Annotated in this window: 23 protein-coding genes; 8 read left to right on the forward strand and 15 right to left on the reverse strand. The window is 47.0% G+C overall.

Features of this window, described 5'->3' with window-relative positions; translation table 11 throughout:
* The 3 genes from QT994_RS24680 to QT994_RS24690 all read right to left on the reverse strand — a co-directional run.
* Positions 1–794: leucine-rich repeat domain-containing protein (locus tag QT994_RS24680; RefSeq protein ID WP_333179277.1), on the reverse strand; the 794-nt coding region annotated here is incomplete at its 3' end.
* 117 nt (positions 795–911) lie between these two features.
* Positions 912–1952 (reverse strand): ABC transporter permease, encoded by a 1041-nt coding sequence (locus tag QT994_RS24685; RefSeq protein WP_333179280.1) that lies wholly within the window; start codon positions 1950–1952, stop codon positions 912–914.
* Positions 1953–2187: 235 nt separating this feature from the next.
* Positions 2188–2700 carry an adenine phosphoribosyltransferase gene (locus QT994_RS24690; protein WP_333049793.1) on the reverse strand — a complete coding sequence of 171 codons (513 nt, stop codon included), beginning with the start codon at positions 2698–2700 and terminating at the stop codon, positions 2188–2190.
* 237 nt (positions 2701–2937) lie between these two features.
* Between QT994_RS24690 and QT994_RS24695 the strand changes: the two genes are divergently transcribed.
* The gene (locus QT994_RS24695) at positions 2938–4104 is read left to right on the forward strand and encodes a pyridoxal phosphate-dependent aminotransferase (RefSeq protein ID WP_333179283.1); all 1167 of its coding nucleotides are present in this window, start codon (positions 2938–2940) and stop codon (positions 4102–4104) included.
* 71 nt (positions 4105–4175) lie between these two features.
* Here QT994_RS24695 and QT994_RS24700 read toward each other — a convergent pair whose 3' ends face one another.
* Both QT994_RS24700 and QT994_RS24705 read right to left on the reverse strand, forming a co-directional pair.
* The gene (locus QT994_RS24700) at positions 4176–4949 is read right to left on the reverse strand and encodes an RNA polymerase sigma factor SigF (protein WP_333049797.1); all 774 of its coding nucleotides are present in this window, start codon (positions 4947–4949) and stop codon (positions 4176–4178) included.
* Positions 4950–5411: 462 nt separating this feature from the next.
* Positions 5412–6254, reverse strand: coding sequence for a photosystem II manganese-stabilizing polypeptide (locus QT994_RS24705; RefSeq protein WP_333179285.1), 843 nt, complete (start codon positions 6252–6254; stop codon positions 5412–5414).
* Between the two features lie 401 nt (positions 6255–6655).
* Between QT994_RS24705 and QT994_RS24710 the strand changes: the two genes are divergently transcribed.
* Positions 6656–7018, forward strand: a complete 363-nt coding sequence (locus QT994_RS24710; RefSeq protein ID WP_333049800.1) for a hypothetical protein — start codon at positions 6656–6658, stop codon at positions 7016–7018.
* A 67-nt stretch (positions 7019–7085) separates the two neighbouring features.
* On the opposite strand, the gene QT994_RS24715 is transcribed toward QT994_RS24710, so the two are convergent.
* Positions 7086–8810, reverse strand: a complete 1725-nt coding sequence (locus QT994_RS24715; protein WP_333179287.1) for a calcium-binding protein — start codon at positions 8808–8810, stop codon at positions 7086–7088.
* 508 nt (positions 8811–9318) lie between these two features.
* Here QT994_RS24715 and QT994_RS24720 point away from each other — a divergent pair.
* Entirely contained in the window at positions 9319–10671 is a 1353-nt protein-coding gene (locus QT994_RS24720; RefSeq protein ID WP_333179290.1) for a cytochrome P450, read from the forward strand.
* 37 nt (positions 10672–10708) lie between these two features.
* On the opposite strand, the gene QT994_RS24725 is transcribed toward QT994_RS24720, so the two are convergent.
* Positions 10709–11032: a hypothetical protein gene (locus QT994_RS24725; protein ID WP_333179293.1), complete on the reverse strand. Its 324-nt coding sequence runs from the start codon at positions 11030–11032 to the stop codon at positions 10709–10711.
* A 303-nt stretch (positions 11033–11335) separates the two neighbouring features.
* A complete protein-coding gene (locus QT994_RS24730) occupies positions 11336–12271 on the reverse strand; it encodes a class I SAM-dependent methyltransferase (RefSeq protein ID WP_333179295.1) in 936 nt (311 codons plus the stop codon).
* Positions 12272–12614: 343 nt separating this feature from the next.
* Here QT994_RS24730 and QT994_RS24735 point away from each other — a divergent pair, with 343 nt between their 5' ends.
* Positions 12615–13517: a hypothetical protein gene (locus tag QT994_RS24735; protein WP_333179297.1), complete on the forward strand. Its 903-nt coding sequence runs from the start codon at positions 12615–12617 to the stop codon at positions 13515–13517.
* Positions 13518–13576: 59 nt separating this feature from the next.
* On the opposite strand, the gene QT994_RS24740 is transcribed toward QT994_RS24735, so the two are convergent.
* Together QT994_RS24740 and QT994_RS24745 are read right to left on the reverse strand one after the other, a co-directional pair.
* Positions 13577–13873 carry a type II toxin-antitoxin system RelE/ParE family toxin gene (locus QT994_RS24740; RefSeq protein WP_333179299.1) on the reverse strand — a complete coding sequence of 99 codons (297 nt, stop codon included), beginning with the start codon at positions 13871–13873 and terminating at the stop codon, positions 13577–13579.
* 3 nt (positions 13874–13876) lie between these two features.
* Entirely contained in the window at positions 13877–14101 is a 225-nt protein-coding gene (locus QT994_RS24745; RefSeq protein WP_333143700.1) for an addiction module protein, read from the reverse strand.
* Positions 14102–14335: 234 nt separating this feature from the next.
* Here QT994_RS24745 and QT994_RS24750 point away from each other — a divergent pair, with 234 nt between their 5' ends.
* A complete protein-coding gene (locus QT994_RS24750) occupies positions 14336–15280 on the forward strand; it encodes a glutathione S-transferase C-terminal domain-containing protein (RefSeq protein WP_333179314.1) in 945 nt (314 codons plus the stop codon).
* 22 nt (positions 15281–15302) lie between these two features.
* On the opposite strand, the gene QT994_RS24755 is transcribed toward QT994_RS24750, so the two are convergent.
* Together QT994_RS24755 and thyD are read right to left on the reverse strand one after the other, a co-directional pair.
* Entirely contained in the window at positions 15303–15953 is a 651-nt protein-coding gene (locus tag QT994_RS24755; protein ID WP_333179303.1) for a Uma2 family endonuclease, read from the reverse strand.
* A 147-nt stretch (positions 15954–16100) separates the two neighbouring features.
* Positions 16101–17027 (reverse strand): thylakoid membrane protein ThyD, encoded by a 927-nt coding sequence (gene thyD, locus QT994_RS24760; protein ID WP_333179305.1) that lies wholly within the window; start codon positions 17025–17027, stop codon positions 16101–16103.
* A 148-nt stretch (positions 17028–17175) separates the two neighbouring features.
* Between thyD and QT994_RS24765 the strand changes: the two genes are divergently transcribed.
* On the forward strand, positions 17176–18807 hold the full coding sequence (locus tag QT994_RS24765; RefSeq protein ID WP_333179307.1) for a DUF3352 domain-containing protein: 1632 nt from the start codon (positions 17176–17178) through the stop codon (positions 18805–18807).
* A gap of 172 nt (positions 18808–18979) precedes the next feature.
* Here QT994_RS24765 and QT994_RS24770 read toward each other — a convergent pair whose 3' ends face one another.
* The 3 genes from QT994_RS24770 to QT994_RS24780 all read right to left on the reverse strand — a co-directional run bounded on the left by QT994_RS24770 (position 18980) and on the right by QT994_RS24780 (position 20269).
* Positions 18980–19177, reverse strand: coding sequence for a hypothetical protein (locus tag QT994_RS24770; RefSeq protein WP_172187588.1), 198 nt, complete (start codon positions 19175–19177; stop codon positions 18980–18982).
* Positions 19178–19373: 196 nt separating this feature from the next.
* Complete coding sequence (locus QT994_RS24775; protein ID WP_190743632.1) at positions 19374–19790, reverse strand: tetratricopeptide repeat protein; 417 nt, start codon at positions 19788–19790, stop codon at positions 19374–19376.
* A gap of 125 nt (positions 19791–19915) precedes the next feature.
* Positions 19916–20269 carry a HesB/IscA family protein gene (locus tag QT994_RS24780; protein ID WP_006632680.1) on the reverse strand — a complete coding sequence of 118 codons (354 nt, stop codon included), beginning with the start codon at positions 20267–20269 and terminating at the stop codon, positions 19916–19918.
* 245 nt (positions 20270–20514) lie between these two features.
* Between QT994_RS24780 and QT994_RS24785 the strand changes: the two genes are divergently transcribed.
* Together QT994_RS24785 and QT994_RS24790 are read left to right on the forward strand one after the other, a co-directional pair.
* On the forward strand, positions 20515–22176 hold the full coding sequence (locus tag QT994_RS24785; RefSeq protein ID WP_333179308.1) for a DUF6930 domain-containing protein: 1662 nt from the start codon (positions 20515–20517) through the stop codon (positions 22174–22176).
* Positions 22177–22291: 115 nt separating this feature from the next.
* Positions 22292–22531, forward strand: coding sequence for a hypothetical protein (locus QT994_RS24790; protein WP_333179311.1), 240 nt, complete (start codon positions 22292–22294; stop codon positions 22529–22531).
* Positions 22532–22604 lie beyond the last annotated feature (73 nt).

Genomic DNA, 22604 nt, shown 5'->3' on the forward strand with positions numbered 1-22604 from the left:
GTAATTTGATTGCCGTTGAGAGACAGTTCTGTCGTCAGATTGGTGAGCGAGCCGAGAAAGCTGATGTCGGTAATTTGATTGTCGCAGAGAGACAGTTCTGTCAGATTGGTGAGCGAGTCGAGAAAGCTGATGTCGGTAATTTGATTGCTGTTGAGATGCAGTTCTGTCAGATTAGTGAGCGAGTCGAGAAAGCTGATGTCGGTAATTCGATTGTGGCTGAGATCGAGTGTTGTCAGATTGGTTAGCGAGCCGAGGAATCTGAAGTCGGTAATTTGATTGCGCCTGAGATCGAGTGTTGTGAGATTGGTTAGCGAGCCGAGGAATCTGAAGTCGGTAATTCGATTGCGCCTGAGATCGAGTGTTGTCAGATTGGTGAGCGAGCCCAGGGAGCTGATGTCGGTAATTTTATTGTAGCTGATATCGAGTGTTGTCAGATTGGTTAGCGAGCCGAGGAATCTGAAGTCGGTAATTTGATTGTCGCCGAGATGCAGTGTTGTCAGATTGGTGAGCGAGCCGAGAAAGCTGATGTCGGTAATTTGATTGCGCCTGAGATCGAGTGTTGTCAGATTGGTGAGCGAGCCCAGGGAGCTGATATCGGTAATTCTATTGTCGCTGAGATTCAGTTCTGTCATGCTTGAAAGTATCTGCTCCGCTGCTTGTGCGTCATCAGTGCCAGCCTTTTTTAACAACACTTTAACTGTGTGCCTTGCCTCTTCTGAAAGACTGTCAATATGCCTGCACCAGTCCGCAAAGCTGCTAAAACTCATTGGCTCGTTTGGTGGTTTTTCTAACATAAAACACTCCGAGATGGGTAATGGGGCATGGGGCATGGGAATGGATAATCGGAATAGTATTGACTGTTGACTATTACAAATTGCCCTTGCGTACCTCATATTACTGAGTTAAGTCTACTATTTCAAATTTTCCAGCTTAATCCGAGGATCGACAGCTTTCAGCAGCAAATCCGCCAACAAATTCCCCACAATCAACATCGTCGCACCCATCATCAAACTTGCCATTACTAAATACAAATCTTGATTGTTCACCGCCTCCAAAGTCAGCTTTCCCAAACCAGGCCAATTAAAGAAAAATTCCGCAATAAACGCACCGCTCAACAAACTCGCAAACTCAAAACCCAATAGCGTAATCAACGGATTAACAGCATTCCGCAAAGCATGAATGTAAATTACTCGATCGTCCGGCAAACCTTTAGCCCTTGCCGTTCGGATATAATCTTGACGCAGCACGTCCAACAATTGTCCGCGCATCAATCTTTGCAAACCAGCAAAACCAGTAAGGCTGAGGGCGACAGTTGGCAAAATTAAGTGCCAGCCGTAATCGAGGATTTGACCCCACCAAGGTAAGTCTGCGTGGTCGATACTTGTCATTCCTCCGACGGGGAAAAGAGGCGAAGTATTTTGAGCAAAAAATAGCAGCAGCAAAGCTGTGATAAAGCTGGGAAATCCCTGTCCCGTGTAGCTGACTACTTGCAAAACTCGATCGACTGTGCGGTTTTGATTGACGGCGGCGACAATTCCCAAGGGAAGCGCGATCGCCCAAGTTACAATCAAAGATGCGATCGCCATTAATAACGTCGCCGGTACCCGTTCCCACAGCAGCGAAGCTACGGATCGCTGATACACAAAACTCGTGCCAAAATTCCCCCGCGTCACAATTTGTTGCAGCCACAGCCAATACTGCACAATAGCTGGTTTATCTAAGCCGAACTGCTGTTCGAGTTGCTTGAGTGTCTCCGGCGAAATCTTCGGATTTTGGCTCAAAGTATCCAAGTAATTTCCCGGTGCTAGCTCAATAATTGCAAAACAAAGCATCGATGCCAAAAATAGGGTTAAAAGTGCCTGCAACAGTCGCTTGACAACATAAGTAAATGTCTCGCCACCAAACAGAGAACTCAACCCTCGCCAATTTCGATTCAATTTAACAGAAGTCATAGGATTTTAGATTTTAGATTTTAGATTTTTGAATTGAACAATGGAAGAATTGAAGAATTGTGAATGATATTAATTCCGGTTGCATCGGAATGATTTAACCGCTCTTAACGCAGAGATCGCAGAGTCTCCAGAAGAGAGAGATGAATAATTCCGATGCAAAGGCCAAGGATATTATTTGTCAGTAGTTTTTACTCAACAGTCAACAGTCAACAGTCAACAGTCAGCAGTTAACTAACTAATATTCAACTAGCGTGACGATCGGCACATCGGGCAATTTCTGCCTGCCGCCCAAAGCCTGTAATTCAATGATAAAAGCAAAACCGACAAGCTCGCAGCCAGCTTGATCCAACAATTTAGCCGTCGCCGCCGCTGTTCCGCCAGTGGCGATTAAATCGTCCACAATCAGCACCCGGCTGCCCGCTGTCATGGCATCTCGGTGCATCTCCAGCCGATCGACACCGTACTCCAACTCGTACTCAGCAAAATGAACCGCACCGGGCAGTTTCCCCGGCTTGCGGACAGGAATAAAGCCTATTCCCATTTTATAAGCCAAAGGCGCGCCAAAGATGAAGCCCCGCGATTCCATGCCCACCACATAGTCAACAGACATTGCAGAGCATTTTTCGGCTAAGCTGTCAATGGTGTAGCTGAGCCCTTGCGGGTCGCGCAGCAAAGTTGTAATGTCTCGAAACAGAATTCCCGGCTTTGGGAAATCAGGAATGTCGCGAATCAGAGATTTGAGATCCATAAGCTTGCAGGTCGGCGTTGAGGGTAACGAGGCATCAAAAATGCTACAATAATAACGTCAAAATTTAAAAATTAAAAAATAAAAATTAAAACTAAGAGCTTCTTTAATTTTTATTCTTTAATTGCTTAATCCTTTACGTACTATGTAAACAAATGTCATAATTCCCTAACAACAGGGTTGAATATCAAGATTTGTCACCCTATGATCTAAAGTCAAAAATCTAATATCTAAAATCCAATGATTAAATTGGCAGCACGAGTGGGTGAGGTTTCTCCTTCTATAACCTTGGCGATCGCAGCTAAGGCTAAAGCCATGAAGGCCGAAGGGATTGATGTCTGTAGTTTGAGTACGGGAGAACCCGACTTTGATACGCCCGAACACGTTAAAGCAGCGGCAAAACAAGCTTTAGACGAGGGGAAGACTAAGTACGGCCCTGTGGCTGGGGAACCGTTGTTAAAAGCTGCGATCGCCCGCAAACTCCGCGATGACAATAATCTCAACTATCAACCGGAAAATATCATTGTCACCAACGGCGGCAAGCATTCCCTCTACAATCTGATGATGGCTCTGATCGAGCCTGGAGAGGAAGTAATTATTCCGGCTCCCTACTGGCTAAGCTACCCAGAAATGGTGAAACTCGCCAGCGGCAAGCCAGTAATTGTACGGACTGATGCTTCTACAGGATATAAAATTACACCGGAACAACTCAGCCGAGCGATTACTCCCCAAACCAAGTTATTTGTACTGAATTCACCTTCTAACCCGACGGGAATGGTATATACTCGGGCGGAAATCAAAGCCTTGGCCGAGGTGATAGTCGATCGAGATATTTTAGTCGTTGCTGATGAGATTTACGAAAAAATTATATATGACGGCGCTCAACACGTCAGCATCGGTTCCCTAGGCAAAGAAATATTCGATCGCACCCTGATCAGCAGCGGTTTTGCTAAAGCTTACTCGATGACAGGCTGGCGAATCGGTTATTTGGCCGGGCCAATTGAATTAATTAAGGCCACCAGCACCATTCAAGGTCACAGTACCTCAAACGTGTGTACTTTTGCACAGTACGGCGCGATCGCAGCTTTGGAAAGCAGCCAAGAGTCTGTCGAAACAATGCGTCTAGCTTTTGCCGAAAGGCGTCAGGTAATATTTGAATTACTCGATGCTATCCCTGGAATTAGCTGTATTAAACCAGACGGTGCTTTCTATATGTTTGTCAACATCAGCAAGACTGGAATGAATTCTCTGGAATTTTGCGACGCTTTCTTAGAACAGCAGCAAGTAGCAGTTATTCCGGGAATTGCGTTTGGTGCAGACGACCACATCCGCTTGTCTTATGCTACCGATTTACGCACAATTAAAAAAGCCGTAGAAAGGCTCGATAAATTTGTCCGCAGCATCTAAAAATTAGTTGGTAGTCAGTGGTTAGTTGACTGTTGACTGCTGACTGCTTACTGTTGACTACTGACTAATAACTAAAGCTGTTTAGTCATAATCTCTTTGAGCAAATCCAGCCCCTTCTTAACTCGCCGAGAAACAGTCACCGCACTGATACCCAAGCGTTCAGCCGTTTCCTTCTGCGTCAAATCGTAGAGAAAAACAAACTCCAATATCTCGCGAGTCCGTTGTTCCAACATAGCCAAAGCTTGCTGTACGCGAATTTGATCCTCTTGCGCCAACTGAAAACTCCGATACTTGCTATCGGGCACCAATTCTCCCAGACAAGTAGCCCCCTCATCTTCATCTTGCATCGGCGCGTCCAAACTCAGAGGCGATCGGTTGAGATGGGCCAACTTAATTTCTTGCCATTCTTGTACAGAAACCTCAAGGACTGCTGCTACTTCAGCATCCGTAGGTTTGCGGTTTAACTGCACCTGCAAATCCTTGATCGCTGCTACTGATTTGCGTTCCAGGGACTGCCAGTGGCGGGGAAATCGCACAGAAGGGCTTTTGTCCCGCAAGTAGTGTTGAATTTCGCCCCGTATGTAGGGAATTGCAAAGGAACTAAAAGCGTGTCCCTTGGCGATATCAAACCGCTCGATCGCCCTGATCAACCCAATACATCCGACTTGCAGCAAATCGTCGTAGCTTTCACCGCACTGGTTGATCCAGTGGTAAACTTCTTTTCTGACCAGTCCAATATTCAGTTTAACTAACTGATTGCGGATTTCATTCGATCCAGAAAGTTGGTACTCGCGCAACAATTGGAAATTTTCGCTTTTTAGCTCGTTCGGTAGTGTGGTAGACATGATGGCATAAGGGTTGGTAGGGCAGAGGACGGAGGTTGCTTTAGATCTAGTTTCCCATCTAGTCTAAAAAAATCACCTTGATTGTAGTGTAATCGTAGCACTTAATAGGTGTGATAGTGGACACACCCGTTGAACTTTGGGGAGCTCCTGCGAGCTAGGGGGATTATCCGAAGGTTTTCGGCAGAAGGCAGAACTTTAACAGTTAGAATGCCTGCGGCACAAGCCCCAATTTAACCGATTTTTTTTAACGCTATATTATAATCTGAAAGCGGTTGGAATACAATACTTTAATTAATTAAAAATCCCAACTTAATAACTTGTTAATCATCACAATTATCTCATAAATTTAGTCATTAGTCAACAGTCCTAAGTTATGTTGCTCAAGACTGTTGGCTAATGAAGAGCGAGCAGTACCTTTAGGGCAAAAAACTGCTTAAGTTCGATCGATCCTGAAAGCCAATTTTACGACACAGAAGGCTCAATGCGAGCGTAAAATAAACCCCGAATTTTCACGTCCAGAGCCGGTCTAGCTCCCAAATCAGTATCAGAAGGCTGCGTGCTCTCAAAAATCCCGCCAACTTCGCCAGTGGCGCTGTTGACTTTAGCAACTTGGAGAGAAATTTTGCCCGCTTTAGTGCGCGTGTCAGCTACCTTAACATTAGCCCGCACACGTTTGGAATTGTCAGTAGCCGGAAGCGCTACAGCATTGTCATAGCCAGTCGATACGCCACGACCTTTAGGGTCTAAAAAGCCTGCGCTGCGGTAAGAAGGAACGTTAAACTCCCCTCTCAAATCGGTGGAAGTATTGATAGCAACCACTCCGGGATCGGAACTGGCAACTAATTCTTTAATGGTAAACAAGAAAGGTACTTGCTCTCCGCCCGGTAATTGAATCGTAATAGCTTGAAAATCCAAGCCGTCTTCTTCTGTGAAAGTCAGAGTTCCGTCAGTACCCACCTTGAGCGTACCTTGAACTTGGTCAATGCTCGACGTGAACCGGGTCAGCAATTTACCAGGCACAAATTCCGCCTCTTGGCGTTTGTTGGCTGGTTCTTCCTTCACAAAATAAGTTGTGGGCTGCAAACACAAACCACTCAGTTTATAGGTGCCGCCCGCTTCGATGGGGATCGATCCCCGAGAAGTTTCTGCCAAGCTAGGGCAGTTATTAGCCAAGCCAGTACCTCTAATCTCGTCGTAGGTGAGCAACTCAGTAGTCGCCACCGTCGTGTCAGGAGCAGAAGAACAAGCAACCAGCGCACTCATGCAAAATGCTAAAAGTGCAACAATTAAAGCACGATATTTCATTGCCAACCTCAATATCCAACATCGGATTATATTAAGAAAAAGCCCTACTTCGAGCAAAATATAATTGCCCGCCGGCAGGCTAGGCCAGCGCTTAGGGCAGCATTTAGATCCAGATCGCTCGCTTCACCGACACCGGCATTGACTCAAAAAATCAAGCTAGTGCGTCGTGAAAATAAGCATGAACTTATGATTTCTCAATCATGTTCGGATCGCAGCCCAATACACATGGTACGACGGGTGGTGCTCTTTTCCTGACTTGGATTGCAAATTAATATTGCTTAAGTCAACCTACTTAAGTTACTTTGCTTATGACCCCGAATGGCGATCGCGACTAGCTCGATTAGTCGGTTGACCAAAAGGCTGGGGACAAAGGCCTTGTAGATTTCAAAGGAAGCAGCGGTATGGACAACGGCAAAGATTTAGAGTCAGAAAAGTTGCAGTCTCAAATGCACTCGCTGACAGAGGCGATTCGGACTTTAGCCGAAAGTTGTCAGGGAGACAGTCTGCTGCTTTTGGCCCTGCTGCGGACGCTGGAAGCTTCGCACCGGGAAATTCGGGACGGTTTGTTTCAAGCGTCTTTTCCCGACAACCGCCAAGCACTTTACAAACTGCTCAGGAATATTGAAGCCAATGGCGGCTGGCCTTACATCCACCGCATGAAACTTCGATCGCTCTTGGGGTACACCCAACAATTATCTCCCCTAGAAGATTCTCCAGCCGAGTCGCCACAAGACTCGGCCGAAACTCCCCAAGACGTTAAATAGTTATGAGTGATGAGTTTAGTGAGTTTTACATTAACTCATCACTCATAACTGAGCTGCGCGATCGCACCTAGAACCCGAAATGTGTAGGAGATAAGGGTATCGGGTTCGGCACCGTCGGGAATATCGGCGTCGGGCTGGGCATTGGCAATAGTCCGGGAGCCTGCGTGGGGGCGATCGACTTAATGCTCAGCAGAGGCGAATCGGGCACGCTAACTGTCGGCGGAGTCGGAATCCTCGAAGCAGTCGGCGTCGGAGTCGGTGCTGCTGTGGGAGTCGGAGTCGGCGTCGGCGTCGGCGTCGGAGTCGGTGCTGCTGTGGGAGTCGGAGTCGGCGTCGGCGTCGGTGCTGCTGTGGGAGTCGGAGTCGGAGTTGGAGTCGGAGTCGGTGCTGCTGTGGGAGTCGGCGTCGGCGTCGGAGTTGGTGCTGCTGTGGGAGTCGGCGTCGGCGTCGGAGTCGGTGTCGGAGTCGGAGTTGGAGTCGGAGTTGGAGTCGGAGTTGGAGTCGGAGTTGGAGTCGGCGTCGGAGTTGGAGTCGGAGTTGGAGTTGGAGTCGGAGTCGGAGTTGGAGTCGGAGTTGGAGTTGGAGTCGCAGCTAGATCTGTAGTTGTGGTTGTAACTGTAGTTGTAACTGTAGTTGTAGTTGGTCTGGGGGCCCCAGTCCCAGTCACAGCGATAAAATCATTCGCCTCGATCAGCCCCGCCGGAGTGTCGGTCAAAATTGCCAAAAGCTTGCCGTCGAGCGTCGTAATTACTGTATCCCTGACATTTGCACCGTTACCTTGCCGAACTTGCAGTTGAGCGAAAGATAAATTGTTCGGCAGTCCAAAGAAATCCTCTGCGTCATTGTAATCATTAATTAAAACCAAACTGCCAGGCCCGGCTCCCAATCCAAAAACATCGCTGCCGCTGCCGCCAGTCAGAGTATCCGAACCCTCACCTCCGATCAGAGAATCATTACCCTCTGCCCCAAATAAATTGTCATTGCCGAAACCGCCCAAAATTGTATCGTCGCCGATACCTCCGGCCAAGGAGTCATCGCCAAAACCGCCGTCGATACCATCATTACCTTTGCCACCAAACAGAAAGTCATTACCTTCATCTCCCAGTACCGAGTCGTCGCCTTCATCGCCGCGAAGGGTATCGGAACCGCTGCCGCCAAAAACTGTATCGTCAGCCTTGCCGCCGAATATCTGGTCATTACCAGCATCTCCGAAGAGCGAATCGTTGTCGGCATTGCCGTACAAAGTGTCGTCGCCCTCGCCGGCAGCCAAATAATCGTTGCCGTCACTGCCCAACATTTGATCCCTGCCACTACCGCCGTTGAGAGAATCGTTCCCCGCATTCCCGTAGAGAAAGTCATCATCAGCATTCCCGAACACGGAATCGTCGCCGTCATTGCCTGTGAGGGTGTCGTTGCCAGTACCGCCGGCAATGATATCATTGCCCGCGTTGCCACTAACTAAGTCGTCCCCGGCGTCTCCCACCACGCTGTCTATCCCGTCGTTGCCTTCGAGGATGTCGTTGCCCAAACCGCCACGAATCGAATCGTCCCCATTCCCGCCAGAAGCGAAATCGCGGCCTTGGTTGCCAATAAGTTCGTCATTTCCTTCACCGCCAATCAGCGAATCTGCTCCGTCACCTCCAAGAAGCTGGTCGTTGCCGCCGTCCCCCTCTAGGGTGTCATCTCCTCCCGCACCCAGGGGCGTGTCATCGCCATCTAAGCCGCGAATTCGATCGCCCAGCGGAGTTCCTAGAATAAAGTCGTTGCTGTCTGTGCCGATCAGGTTTGCCATACGGGATACACCGCTCCTCAATAAAATAAATTGTGTGAAATTATGCTAATCGCCTTCGTGACAAGGGATTGCTGCTTGCCTAGGTTAGCATAATTGAGATTTTGGCAATCTGGCGAAGGGGCGTTGCCACGATTTCAGCTTGTTTAAAAAAAGTAAAACTCCTGCATCATCTACTCTAATTAAATTTAACTAGAGATTTATTACTACCAAATCCCTAAACATAGGGAAAAATCCCCCGGCTGTGACAAAGGAAAGGTACGTACTAAGGCACCCTGCTATCCCACTGTAAAAAAACGGGTTTCTCGATGCAAAAAGTCTTCAAGATTAGCTGTTTAATCTTCTACCTTTGGAATTTTTGAGTAACAGCTTGCCTCCTCTTCAAAGGCGGCTACTTTTAGCTGCGCTCATTTTTTAGTCTAAACTACAGTTCGCGATCGATCGCAGATAAATTTCAGGGTGCAAGGTCGATCGATATACACTAGAAATATTGTGTATCGCCAGTTTTTCAATGACGCTGCCTACCGGATCTCGTTCTCCTGCTTTGTTCCAAACGCTTTCGCTGGTAGCTGACCCGATCGCATTTTTCGATCGCTACTCTGCTAAATACGGCGATACATTTACCGCCCGCGTGTTGGGGCCTTCTTCGCCCCCCGTGGTGTTTCTGGGCAGTCCAGAAGCGATTCAGGCGGTGTTTACGACGTTAGCCGATGCCTTTGAGTTTGGCAAAGTGACCAACGTATTTCGCCCGCTGGTGGGAAATGAATCCCTAATTATGAATGAAGGGCCGCGACATCTGCGACAGCGACAGCTATTAATGCCCGCGCTGCATCGGGAACAGTTGCACAGTCAAGGGCATTTGATTGTTGATTTGACGAAAAAGCAGACGATCAACTGGAAAGCCGCAGATGCGATCGCAGTCCGCGAAGAAATGTCAGAAATTTCGCTGCAAGTAATCTTGCAAGTCGTGTTTGGATTAGTGCCGGGAGAGCGCTACGAACGGCTGAAACAATTGCTCAGCAAGCTTTTAGAGGCGATTACCTCTGAGCTGTACTCGATACAATTTTTCTTTGAACCGTTGCAGCAAAATTTGGGATCTTGGAGTCCGTGGGGGCAGTTTTTGCAGCAGATGGCGCAGATTGACTCGCTGATTTATGCGGAAATTGCCGAGAGGCGATCGCATTCTCTTGATTCGTCTCGCACGGATATTCTGTCGGTGTTGATGATGGCCCGCGACGACACCGGCGAATCCATCGGCGATCAAGAATTGCGCGATCAGTTGATGACGCTGTTGTTATTGGGACATGAAACGACTGGATCGGCGTTGACTTGGGCGTTTTACTGGCTGCATCAGTTTCCCGAATGCCTTGCTCGGTTGCGGAAGGAATTGGATGAATTGGGCGAGAATCCCGATCCGATCGCGCTTTCGCAGTCGCCCTACTTAACAGCAGTCTGCAAGGAAGCGCTGCGGGTTTATCCAATTGCCTTAATTTCGCAGCCGCGCAAGGTGAAACGGACGATCGAACTCGAAGGCTATACATATCAACCGGGAACGATTTTAATCCCCTGTGTCTATTTGGCGCACCGTCGCCCTGAAACCTACGAAAATCCCGCTCAATTCAATCCCGATCGCTTTTTAGAGCGCAAGTTTTCCGCCTCTGAATTTTTACCGTTTGGAGGCGGGAGTCGAAGCTGCATCGGGATGGCGTTATCGATGTTTGAAATGAAGCTCGTTTTAGCCACGGTGCTGTCTTCCCGTGAGTTTGTATCGAATCTCGATCGGCCAATTCGTCCGGCGCGCCGGGGAATCACGTTTGTGCCGCCCGATCGGTTTCGATTAAGGGTTGTGGGCGATCGGCGTTAGATTCATTGCAGTAAAACACCGTATCAAGCAAGATATGTTATTCGATGAAAATCCCAGCAACTTTGTCTCCATTCATAGTCATGTGTGCCACAAATTCATCTCCACCATCTTCAAAACTCAGCTTCCACAAATAAATCGGAAAATTACCTTGTTTTATCTCACCAAAATAAGTAATTGAATATCCCTTTTCCAGGCGGGAAGCGAGCTGCGAGCTAACATCGTCAAACATTTTTTGTGTAATGCTCGCTTTGTAGCCTGCATCGCCCACTGTGGTAAAAAGCTCGTAATTTTTCGATGCAGTGGCATCTAAGATAACCTGCAAACAATCCATGACGTTTTGAGAGGGGGCTGTCGGGTTCATGAAGATGTCCTTGTTTTAGGGTTCTATCAAAATGTCTAACAAATGGCGCTGTGAATAGCTTCTACGCCTGTCTAATATCAAATCCGGTAGGATGGGAATTATTTATCGGTAGGGGGCGCGATCGCAGAAATTTTCAAATCCACAGATTAGACTATTTACACTCACGCACCGCCCCAAGGATTGAATAATATCTATGCAATTTTACCATTTATAGCAGTTTTCAATCGAATTAAATAAATACAGCTTTAGACACGGCAGTGCCGTGTCCTAACCGATATCTGTACTTCACTCTACTGAAAACCGCTATATTGCCTTAGCAACAATAGTCCGGTGTCGGACTGTATTGCAAGTGATTGTCGGCTGTGCAAAACCGGAATCAACTAAAGCTTGCTCGATATCCAACCCAAAATACTGATCCAAATAAGGCTCCGTACTCTTGAGCAAAGTCAAAATATAAGGAGGCATTTTGGCATAAATTTCCGACTGAGGATTCATATCCATAATTGTCAAATGTCCACCAACACGTAGCAAACGCCTCGCTTCCCGGAATATTTCTCTAGTCGCTTTCTGAGGCAATTCGTGACAAACTAAACAAATAGAAACTAAATCAAAAGCAGCCGCCGGCAAACCAGTAGATTCAGCAGCAGCGTGAACCCACGTCGGAGATTTTTGATTGATAAATTCAGATTCTCGCTGTTGGGAACGGTATTTAGCAACTGATAAAAAATAAGGAGACAACTCCACCCCAGTCATCTTCGCTTCCGGGTAAACATCCCCAAGAGCAAAGGTACTCATTCCGACACTGCATCCCAAATCAACAATATCCTGCGGTGAAGAAGCAATTTGAGATTTGATGGCTTCGTGATAGCTGGCGCGGAGTTTTGCATCCCCTTCTGCACCCGCTTCCGGCCAAATTCCGGCGTGAACAGTACGGGCTGCAACTTCAACTTCTGTAGCAGCTTCCCAACTCATATTACCTTGTTCGTAAGCGTGAAATGAAGTTAGATAATATTTCGGGTAAACAAGATCGGGATTTTGGACGCTGAGCAATTCTGCATCCCAATTTCGAGCTAAAAGTGCTTGGGCTTCTTGTCGCCAATGCACTCCGATTTTTTCTGCTCTTGTTATCATCATTTCCCGCGCTTGGTGCTTGGCTAGATTAGCCAAAGGCTTGATGGAAAGTACGCCATTTACTAAACGCGAGGCTAATCCGGGAGTTTTGTTAACTGCAACAGTCATCTTTTAGGTTTTTCTATTTTCCGCCCTCAATTTTAACACGTTTGGGCGATTTTGAGTTTGTCAATATAATGAAAGTTAACTTGGTGCTGGCGAGTGAAATGCAAATGTTTGGTGAAAAAGACTTTTTTTAATGAACCGCAGAGGGCGCAGAGAACGCAGAGGAGCGAGAAGAGAGGAAAGATAAGAGTAGGGCAAAAGTGGATCTCGTTGTGTAATATTTATTTGTGTTTATTTGTGCTTACCTACTTAGTTCGGGGGAATTTACCCGGAATCTGGAATCGGATTTGCCGAATATGGAGTATTTGGAAGAACACTATCAAGTATGGCTATTTAGGAGTTTGTCGTGAGCAAATCAATTGTTGAATTGGTTGACAATTTGCCGTCTTCTGGGATTACTGTGATGATGCTGAAATCCCTGGATTTTGTGGTTCCGGGCGAGTGGAATAATCTCACGGGTTTTGATAATACTATTCAAGCGGTGACAGGGGAAACCGATCGCACATTTGTTCGGAAAATTCGCGATCGCGCGATCGAGCTTTACGCCAACCCCAACGAGCCCTATCAAGGCGTAGTCAGGCTTTACCAGTTAGCAGACAGCGCCGACAGTGCGTTAGGTGCAACGGCTATGGCCAGTAAAATCGGCGAAAACATCGGCTTTCTTTCCTTTCTCAACCGCCTCACTCCCAAAGCTGACACAACTCAAACGATCGACTTGTGCGTCAAAGTGGCGATCGAGCTCATAGTCTTCTGCAAGCTTAACAACATTTCCCTTAACAACGTGGGAAGCTTTGCTAATTATTTATCAGACTACAAAGGCGAATCTCTAATGCGGATGGCTGCATTAGTATGCGCTGACGGTTTAATTCCCCTTGGCCCGGACTTCCTTCGAGTAGCGCAAAATACCCTAGGCGGATTGAATGCTTCAACCTTGCAGCAAAACTCAACATTCCAAAATATCAGCAACCTAATTCCCGGCGCAAATAATTCACAAAAGTTCGGATTTGTGACATCAACTTTCGCCTCAGCGCAAGGTTGGATGAACAATTTAGTACAGTCTCGCTGCTTAACTCCCGCCATAGTTTTGGGCCATCTCAAGCAATACATTGATGTTACTGATGACAAATTGGATTATGTGGCGGCGTTTTTAGACATGACTACCAATTATTACGAACATACGGGAATTCAGACGGTTGCTCGCCGATTGATCGATCGAGCTTATGCTGAAATAGTTTCTGGCAGATACTAGAAAAGTCGTTCCCAGGTGAGGGAACAGAGCGAGGTAGAGCATGGTAACGAGGGAACTTGTTAGGTTCGCGTTTGCCATGCTGTTGAGTCTCTGCGACCATGAAAAATGGCGGTCACTATCACTCGGCTTGATACAATGCGATAATACACAGCATAGGGAAAGCGACGCACCACCGATCGCCGAACATCGCGATAGACAACTGGATAGGACTCGGGCATCTGGCAAATTCGATCGAGCATTTCCTCAATACAGTCTAAAAACTCGTCACCAAGCCCTAGTTGCTGACTTTCATACCAAGTGTATGCTTCATCAACTTCTTCACGAACTTCTGGGCGGAATACTAACGCATAATTCATAGTTTATTTTCGTGCTTTGACTGAAGCTTTAACTTCTTCCCAAGTCAGCACATTATCAGGATTTGCTTCAGAATCATCAATTCGGCGATCGAGTTCCTGCTTTTGAAAGTCTGTCAGGTCTGGGTGAACCTGTTCTGCTGCTATACTGTCTAAGATTGCTTGTACAAGACGAATCCGATCTTGAACGCTGAGGGCGACGATCTGATTTAAAGTGCCTGTGAAATCCATAAATTTAAGTTAAGCTCCAAGGACTTAGTAGATTATTATAACTCAAAACCAACATCGAGGCCGAGCCTCTGGATATGCGTTCCCAGGCTCTTCCTGGGAACGAGGGAATAAACCTCGTAATGTGAGTTAAAATAAGCTGATTATGTTTAGCAAACCTCTTTTAATCGCATTGTGAAAAACAAATCGCTTCCTTCATCGGTAACAGTCAAGCTAGGCAAATTTGTCTGGACATCAATGTGGCAATTAATGATGTCAAAACTAGCGCCGCCCGATCGCACGGGAGCATACATTCGCCCCAGCAGCAGTTTCCGCAACTTTGTCAGCACTGCACCAGACAACCCTCACGGGCCCGCTGCGGGACGGTATCGCCTCTTTGTGGGTACGGGATGCCCTTGGGCGCACCGCACTCTGGTGACGAGGGCGCTCAAAGGGCTTGAAGATGCGATATCCGTGTCTATTGTCTATCCCTCGGAAGGGGGAATGTGGGTGATGGAGTCGGAGACTTTTGGCTGCAACACGATGCCGGAACTTTACCAGTTGGCTTTACCGGGCTATCAGGGGCGGTGTACGGTGCCGGTGCTGTGGGATGAGTCGAAAAAGGCGATCGTCAATAACGAGAGTTCGGAAATTATTGTGATGCTAAACTCGGAGTTTAACGAGTTTGCTAGCAATCCTCAAATGGATCTTTATCCTCTGGATTTGCGATCCCAAATTGACCAGTGGAATGAGAAGATTTACCAATCGGTGAATAACGGCGTTTATCGCTGCGGTTTCGCGCAATCTCAAGCTGCTTATGACTCGGCTTGCAGTGAATTGTTTGCTGTTTTAGACGAGATCGATCGCTCGCTGTTGAGGAGTCGTTATCTTTGTGGCGATCGGGTGAGTTTAGCAGACGTGCGGCTTTTTACTACTCTATTCCGTTTTGATGCCGTTTACTACAGCTTATTCAAATGCAATGTGCGCCGCATTCAAGATTACGAGCATTTGGGAGCTTATCTGCGCGATTTGTACCAGTTACCGGGAGTTGCGGGCACTTGCGATTTAGAGGCTGTAAAACGCGATTATTACGGCAATTTGTTCCCGTTGAATCCCGGCTGCATTATCCCCGCTGGGCCCGATCCGGCGAGTTTGCTCAAAGCTCACGATCGAGAAAAAGTCCCACACAAACCCGGTGTTTGAACAAATTGGCGCGGACTCCATCTTATTCTTGAATGTCACTTATTGGCTGGTTTACTTCTTCGTCTTCAACTTCAAAATTAATTCGTTCATAAATCTCTCTCATCGGCATTTGAAATTCTACGGATTCTAGGGTTAATACCGATTCGTCTGAATCATATTCTGTTAAGACCCATTTGCCATTAGAATTTTTAGCAAATTGTTCAATGTGATAGCTGTATTGGTCAATTAAAATGTATTCTCGAAATTCCGGGATTGATCGATAGGCGAGAAATTTACCACCGCGATCGTAGTCTTTGGTTGAATTGGATAAAATCTCGACGATTAGCAGAGGATTGGTGACAATTGTTTTGTTACTTCCTTGATAGACTGGTTCTCCTTGAATGACGATGATATCGGGATAGACGTAGCGGCGAGTTTGCGGTATCCACAGGCGCACATCATTGATAAATGTCTCGTAGTCTTGACCATTCACAGTCAAGGGGAATTTGCGACAAAAATTCAGTGCGAGTTTGTTGTGGTTGGTTGTTCCGCCTGTCATTGGTACGATTTCCCCATCATGGTATTCACTTTTGTCGATCGCACTTTCTTCTAATGCGAGATATTCCTCTGGCGTGTAGTAGCGTTTTTCGGTTGATGGTTGCTTTTCGATTGCTGGTTTTTCTTGGGTTTGCATGGTCATTCCCTTCTGATCTCAAGTGATTTTATGATAACAGCGATCGCGCTGGAGTCAGAAACCGGGTTTCTTAACAAAATTCGGCGTGAGGATGCCAGAATTATCGCAGAAACCCGGTTTCTTGGACAACGAGGATTCGGCTGGTTCCTAACTTCCCGATAAAATCTCTTCTAGTGCTAATTTCAGCGTGGGATATTGATATTGAAAACCACTAGCTAAAGTTTGTTTCGGCAACACTTTCTGCCCTTCCAAAACAAGTTTTGCCCCGTCTCCCAACAGCATTTCTAATGCAAAACTTGGCACCGGCAACCAAGAAGGCCGCTGCAAAACTTCCCCTAAAGTTTGACACAATTCATTCATCCGCACCGGATTCGGTGCTGTCGCATTCAAAACGCCTTCAACTTGCGAATTTTGCAAAGCGTACAAAATTAAATCAACCACATCCTCGCGATGAACCCAAGAAAACCACTGTTTCCCAGTGCCCAGCGGCCCGCCTGCAAATAGTTTAAAAGGTGGCAGCATTTTTGCCAACGCGCCTCCCATTCCCAAAACTATCCCCAGCCGCAAAATTGCTAACCGCGTTCCCGCATTTTTTGCAGGTTGGGCGGCTGCTTCCCAGTCTTTGCAAACTGCTGCTAAAAAATCGTTTCCCGCGAGGCTCGTTTCGTCAAACTCAGCGGTTTCGCTGGTTCCGTAATAGCCGATCGCCGATGCGCTAACAAACACAGATGGTCTAGGATTAGCATTGACGATAGCCTCGACCAATTTTGCCGTCGTCAGTCTGCGACTGTCCAGAATTGCTTGCTGGCGCGCCTCCGTCCACCTTTCCTCCGCAATCGGAACCCCTGCTAAATTGACAACAGCGTCGCAGCCCGCGATTGACTTTTGCCAATCACCAGACTCCGCAGGAGTGTAGGCGACAACTTCTAAATTTGGATAAGCTGAAGCCGGAAAGACTCGGCCAGCCTTCGCCGCATCCCTGCTTAAAACCACAACTTGATGTCCCGCAACTTGCAGCTTCTCCACCAGCCGGCTACCTACAAATCCCGTTGCTCCCGCGATCGCTACTTTCATCTTTTACCAATAATGCACAGTTCTAGCAGTTTAGACGATCGTCCAAACTTGTTTTGAATTATACAAAAATAAACAGCAGCCTCGATCGCCTCCCCACAAGCTTTCTGTATTTTGATTAAACTGATATGGGACGCGAGGAAAACAAACCATGCCTGCAAAAAAATCAAAGCTTCTAATTGCTGCCTCCATCGCCGCAGCAGGTAGCGCTGTGGTCTACTTTTACTTCCAGGGTTTGAGCCAAAAAGTATCCAACCCTCAAGACAGCGCCAAAGTTGTACCCGACGAAGCAATGATGGCCGCCTTCATCTCCCCCAATCCCCAAGCGTTGGATCAGTTGCAGCGATTTGGCACGCCAGGGGCTCAAAAGTTGGTCGGCATGGGTTTGAAGACCTTTCAAGAACAAAGCTTGGCAGGCACTCAAATCGACTTTGACAGGGACTTAAAGCCTTGGCTGGGGGGGGTGATGGTCGCTTTGTTGCCTCCTGATGGTGTGGCGAAAACAGAGCCTCCTAAGCTGCTGGTTGTAGTCAGCGTCAAAAATAAAATTAGCGCTTGGAATTTTGCGAATAAATTAAAATCTCAGCCCGGTGCAACTACTCAAGAAACCGAGTATAAAGGAGTTAAAATTTCTGAGATTGCAGAGCCAACCGGCAAGCGCTACAGTGTGGCTTTGCTGAACGACCAATTAGTGATGGCTCCTTTGAGAAAGCCTGTGGAATTGGCGATCGATACTTTTAAAGGAGAACCCTCCCTCGCTACGCAGCAGAGCACAACTAAGTTTTTTGCAGAGAGTGCTGGTGTCAAGAATCCGATCGCAACTGTTTATATTGCTGACTATGCTGCTGCAATTGAGCAATTGAAAGCTAATTTGCCCGCAGATATCCAGTTGCCTTGGACAGTGTTTTCCCAGTTCAAACAAGTCAAGTCTTTGGTTGCAGGGATTGGGGCGGATAGTGCGGGATTGAGGGTAAAAACTATTGCTCAGTTAGACCCTAAATTCGTGCAGCAAAATCCACAAGTCGCATCGAAATTGTTACCCAGATTTCCGGGTGAAACTATTGCTTTAGTTGGTGGCAAGGGAATCGATAAAATTTGGTCGCAAGCAACCGCTGAGGCACAAGATAGCCCGGAAGTTGACAGGGGAGTTCAGCAGGTGAGGGATGGTTTTAAGCGGTTGGATTTGGATGCGGATCGTGAGGTTTTTGGTTGGATGAACGGGGAATTTGCGATCGGGGCGATCGGTTCCAATCAAGGGATTTTGTCTCAGTTGGGGATGGGGGCGGCGATGATTTTTGAAACCAGCGATCGCCCTGCCGCCGAAGCAACCCTGAAAAAACTCGATGCGATCGCCAAAAGCAATGCTACAGTCAGTGTCGCCCCCAGACAAGTTCAAGGAAAGGAAGTTACGGAATGGAAAATACCCCAGCAAGGCACTTTATTCGGGCACGGTTGGCTGAATGAAAATTCTGTGTTTGTGGCTTTCGGCGGGCCTTTAGTTGATGTGATTACTTCGACGCCGCCCCAGCCGCTAAGCAGCAGCCCGAGTTTTCAGGCGATCGCTACTTCTTTACCGCGGGCTAACCAAGGTTACTTTTACATAGATATGGAAAAAACCATGTCTTGGGCTAACCAATATTTGCTCGCTGTACAGCCAAATTTAGTTTCGCCGCCCGCCGCTGAATTGCTCAATTCTCTCCGAGGAGTTAGCGTAGCCACAGCTTCTACGCAACCGACAACTGCTGAGTTGGAAATGCTTTTTGCCTTCAAATCTAACAATTAGGGAATTTGTAATCGCTAATTTGTAATCGGCAATTCTTCCTTAATTTCTTCTATCCCTTAAATCCCGTACACGGCTTTGTTGCCGGAATTTTTCCTGACCAAAAAAAGATGCTGCCCTCAATGGAGGGCAGCTACTCAAATAAAGCATCTTAAAGTCTCTCACAACTTCAGAATTAACCTTCAGACATTCCTGATTTATTCGGCAATTGCAAATCATCCGGATCTACATAGTGACAAACTGCTTTGTCCATACAAATCAACGCCCAGCCGGATTTATCGATGCTCATCAATTTGTAAGAAGCGGGCTGAATAAAGAAACCTTTGTGGTTGCGGGTTGCTGGTTTGATGTTAACGTGGCTGTCATTACTCATGTTTTTACAACTCCTAGTTTTATCGTAGTAAAATCTGAAAACCGCTGAGCGGGTTTGTGAATCGTCTAAGTTTTCAAATACTAGCACTGACTTCCTGAGTTTTCCATAAAGTTATTTATTGATTTATTACGATCTCGTAATAAACTCCCAAGCCAGTTTCATTGCTCCCCGCCCCCAAATCGACTTGTTTGCGCCCTTACGGCTCCAAAAGCCACTGTTTAACGCGGGCGAGACTCTTCCAGTCGGGTTTTCTGCTTAATCCTTCTTCAAAATTTTTTTTAACTTCGTCGAGCAACTCTTCGGAAGCCATCAGTAATTGCTGAGCCACTTCTACATGAGGCCGCACTCCTTTCTCTTTGAGATCGAGGATTGCTACTGCTAGGTTGATGCGAGCTTGGGGGTCGTGAGGGTTCAATTTAACGGCTGTTTTCGCTGCCTTTTGAGCCGGTGCAGGTTTATTTTCCAACAGGTAGAGCCACGCGAGGCTAGCCCAGGCATTGCCATTTTTGGGAGCTTTTTCGCACACTTCTTTAAACACGGGGATCAGATTAGCCGGGGCTTCGCCAGCTTGGTAGCGATCGAAACCGTCTTTAAACAATTCTTCAGGGGTCATTCGATTTTAGATTTTGGATTTTAGATTTTAGATTGGAAAGAGCATTGGGTGCGGGACGCAGCAATGCAGTCCGAGGCATTCTCAGCAATTAGCAATTACCAATCCCCAATGCCCTATTTTCCAATTTATGTAGAAAAAGAACTGCCACAACCGCAAGTTTGAGTTGCGTTGGGGTTAGTAAACTGAAAGCCGCCCCCGATCATAGCATCGCTGAAGTCGAGAACCAAACCGTAGAGATAAAGAATGCTTTTGCGATCGCAAACTACCTGAAAACCGTCGTAGTCGAACACTTCATCGTCGGATTTTACAGTGCTGGGATCGGCGAAATCCATCACGTAGGACATACCAGAGCAGCCACCCTGGCGCACCCCTACCCGCAAGCAGAGGTCTTTACCTTGTTTCTCTCTCAGAGCTAAAACTTGACGGACAGCAGAGTCCGTCATTTGAATTCCACGCTTTTCAGAAATGGCTTGAGTCATAATTTGCCGAACTCCTGAGATTGTCTAATGGTAAGAGTTTAATCTTATGCCTCCATTGTACAGGCATTCGCCAGAAGGCCTTCGGTTAGATGCTGAAGGCAGAATTTTTGCCTTCTAATTTTTAATTCCCGTGGGGCCTCGTTCCCAAGCTCGATGTCCTCTCCCCCTATAGGGTTTATGATTGAGAAGCAGCGGTTGACCGGCTACCGGCACCGCAACAATGCTTCACCCAACGGGCTTACTCTATGGCAGCGCTGAATCGCTCTACTCTTCGTCGGCTACAAAACTTACCTCAAATTCCCAGCGTGTGGGAGGGCGATCGCCGACCCTTATCTAATGCTGACTCGCACATGATGCTAGATGACGATGACGTTCTAGAAGCTGGTGGCGAGTGCATTCTCTGGGTGGATGGCTCCGAAGGAGTCGTGAGGGCTATGGACATGGTAGGCCCAGATGCCGGCCCAGAGGCGATCGTCCGGGCCCTGCTACGGGCAATGGAACATCCCCAAAGTCCGGCTCCCGCAGGTCGGCCCCAAAAAATAGTAGTCAAAAACCGAGAAATTCAATTTTATCTGCGGGGCGTACTTCAAGATTTAAGCATTTCCATTGACTACGTGCCGGAATTGCCCTTAATTGACGAAATATTTCGCGGCATGGAAGAGGTCGCAATCAACAGACCTCCTGAGTTACCCCCTCAGTATGCTGAAGTTTTAATGGAAAAAGCTGCTCAAATTTGGCAAGATTCTCCGTGGCGGACTTTGAGCGAACACCAAATTATATCTATTGAAATCAATCAGTGGGATGTCGCCAGCCTCTACGTGTCCGTATTGGGGCAAGGCAGAATGGATTACGGAGTTTTACTTTACCGTTCTCTAGAATCCTTGAAGCGGTTTCGAGAACGAGTCGTCAATAATGATGAATCTTTTGAAGATTTAGAACAGGCTTTTTTAGGGCAAGACTGTTTATTTCTCACCTTTGAAAGTTCTACCGATATTGATGAGGACGACGAAGAAGAAATTGATTTAGCCGATTTGCCTCCATCGGAAATTGAACCAAATTTCGGCAACCTACATCCTTTAGAAGGATTGCGATCGATTCTTTACGAAGAAGAAGCCCTCACGATGTTAGTTGCTCTCGAAGCATTTCATCGCTTTTTCCGCAACGGCCGCCGGAAATTGGGAGCAGAGACGTTTCCCAGTCTTAGCAGCCGCTACCGCATTCCAGTTCCGCAGTCTGACGGAGAAATTCAACAGGTATCCGTTAAAGTTTCGACGATGCCCGACGTATCACACGAATTATTACAGATGCTGGGTGATGACGATGATGACGATGATGACGATGATGACGATGATGATGAATTTGACAAGCCACTGCTGCGGGACGATTTGGTGCCGCAAAATTCATTTTTGAGTCTCGGCGCCGTACCTTGGGAAACGGTAGAGTTCCTGCGCCAAAGTGTCCAGTTTCACCAAGGTGCAGAAATTGATATTAATACCGCTGGAGATGGTTTGCCGGTGGTGATGATTCAAACTTCTCATCCGAAGGCAAAAACTATGATTCAGGATTTGAAAGAAGCTGGAGGCGTGAAGGGGATTGGTTTTAATCCGGGCGAAAATCCTTTTCAGGATGAGCAATACGACTTGGGTATTTTGCAAACTAAAAATGGGGAGCTGTATTTGTTTGGGGAGTTTAATGAAGACGATCCGGTGCATCAGGAAGCTCGCAAGAAGTGGGACCGTCGCTGTAAATTAACCAACGGTTGGTGCGGTTTGATTATTGCTAAAGGCTTGATGGGTGCTTCTCGCGGTCAGCCTCAGTTTAAGGATATGATCGCTTTGCTTGAGGTGCGCTGGGTGTCTGCTAAAGACTTGGGAATTGGGCCACTTCAGTTGATGCCGATGTTTTGAAGGAAGAAGGAAGAAGGAAGAAGGAAGAAGGAAGAAGGAAGAAGGAATATGTAAAAGTAATTTGTAAGGTGCGCCCCAGCGCACCATAGTTTTTAAATTATTAAGGAGAATGATTATGTCAAATTCTACTCAAAAGCGAGAAGTGTTAGTCGCCCTTGATGCTGAATTCGCTGATAAAATAGACCAGCTTACTGATAATTGGACGGAGGCGCTCGAACAGGCTCTCCGTCTCTGGTACGCTAAGCAAATAGAAGATAAGTTGCGGAAGTTTTATCAAAACCGCAGCCAAGAAGATATTGAGTTTGAGGAAGAATGGGCAACCTTGGCTCAGGAACAAATGGAAGAAATTTTGTAAGGATTCAGGTCAAAAAAACTTCAGTGGCGGCATCTGGTAAAATAAACGAATGAAAAAGCCCGCAGCCACCAGA

The organism is Microcoleus sp. S13_B4, assembly GCF_036700885.1.
In the GTDB taxonomy this organism is placed as follows: domain Bacteria; phylum Cyanobacteriota; class Cyanobacteriia; order Cyanobacteriales; family Microcoleaceae; genus Microcoleus.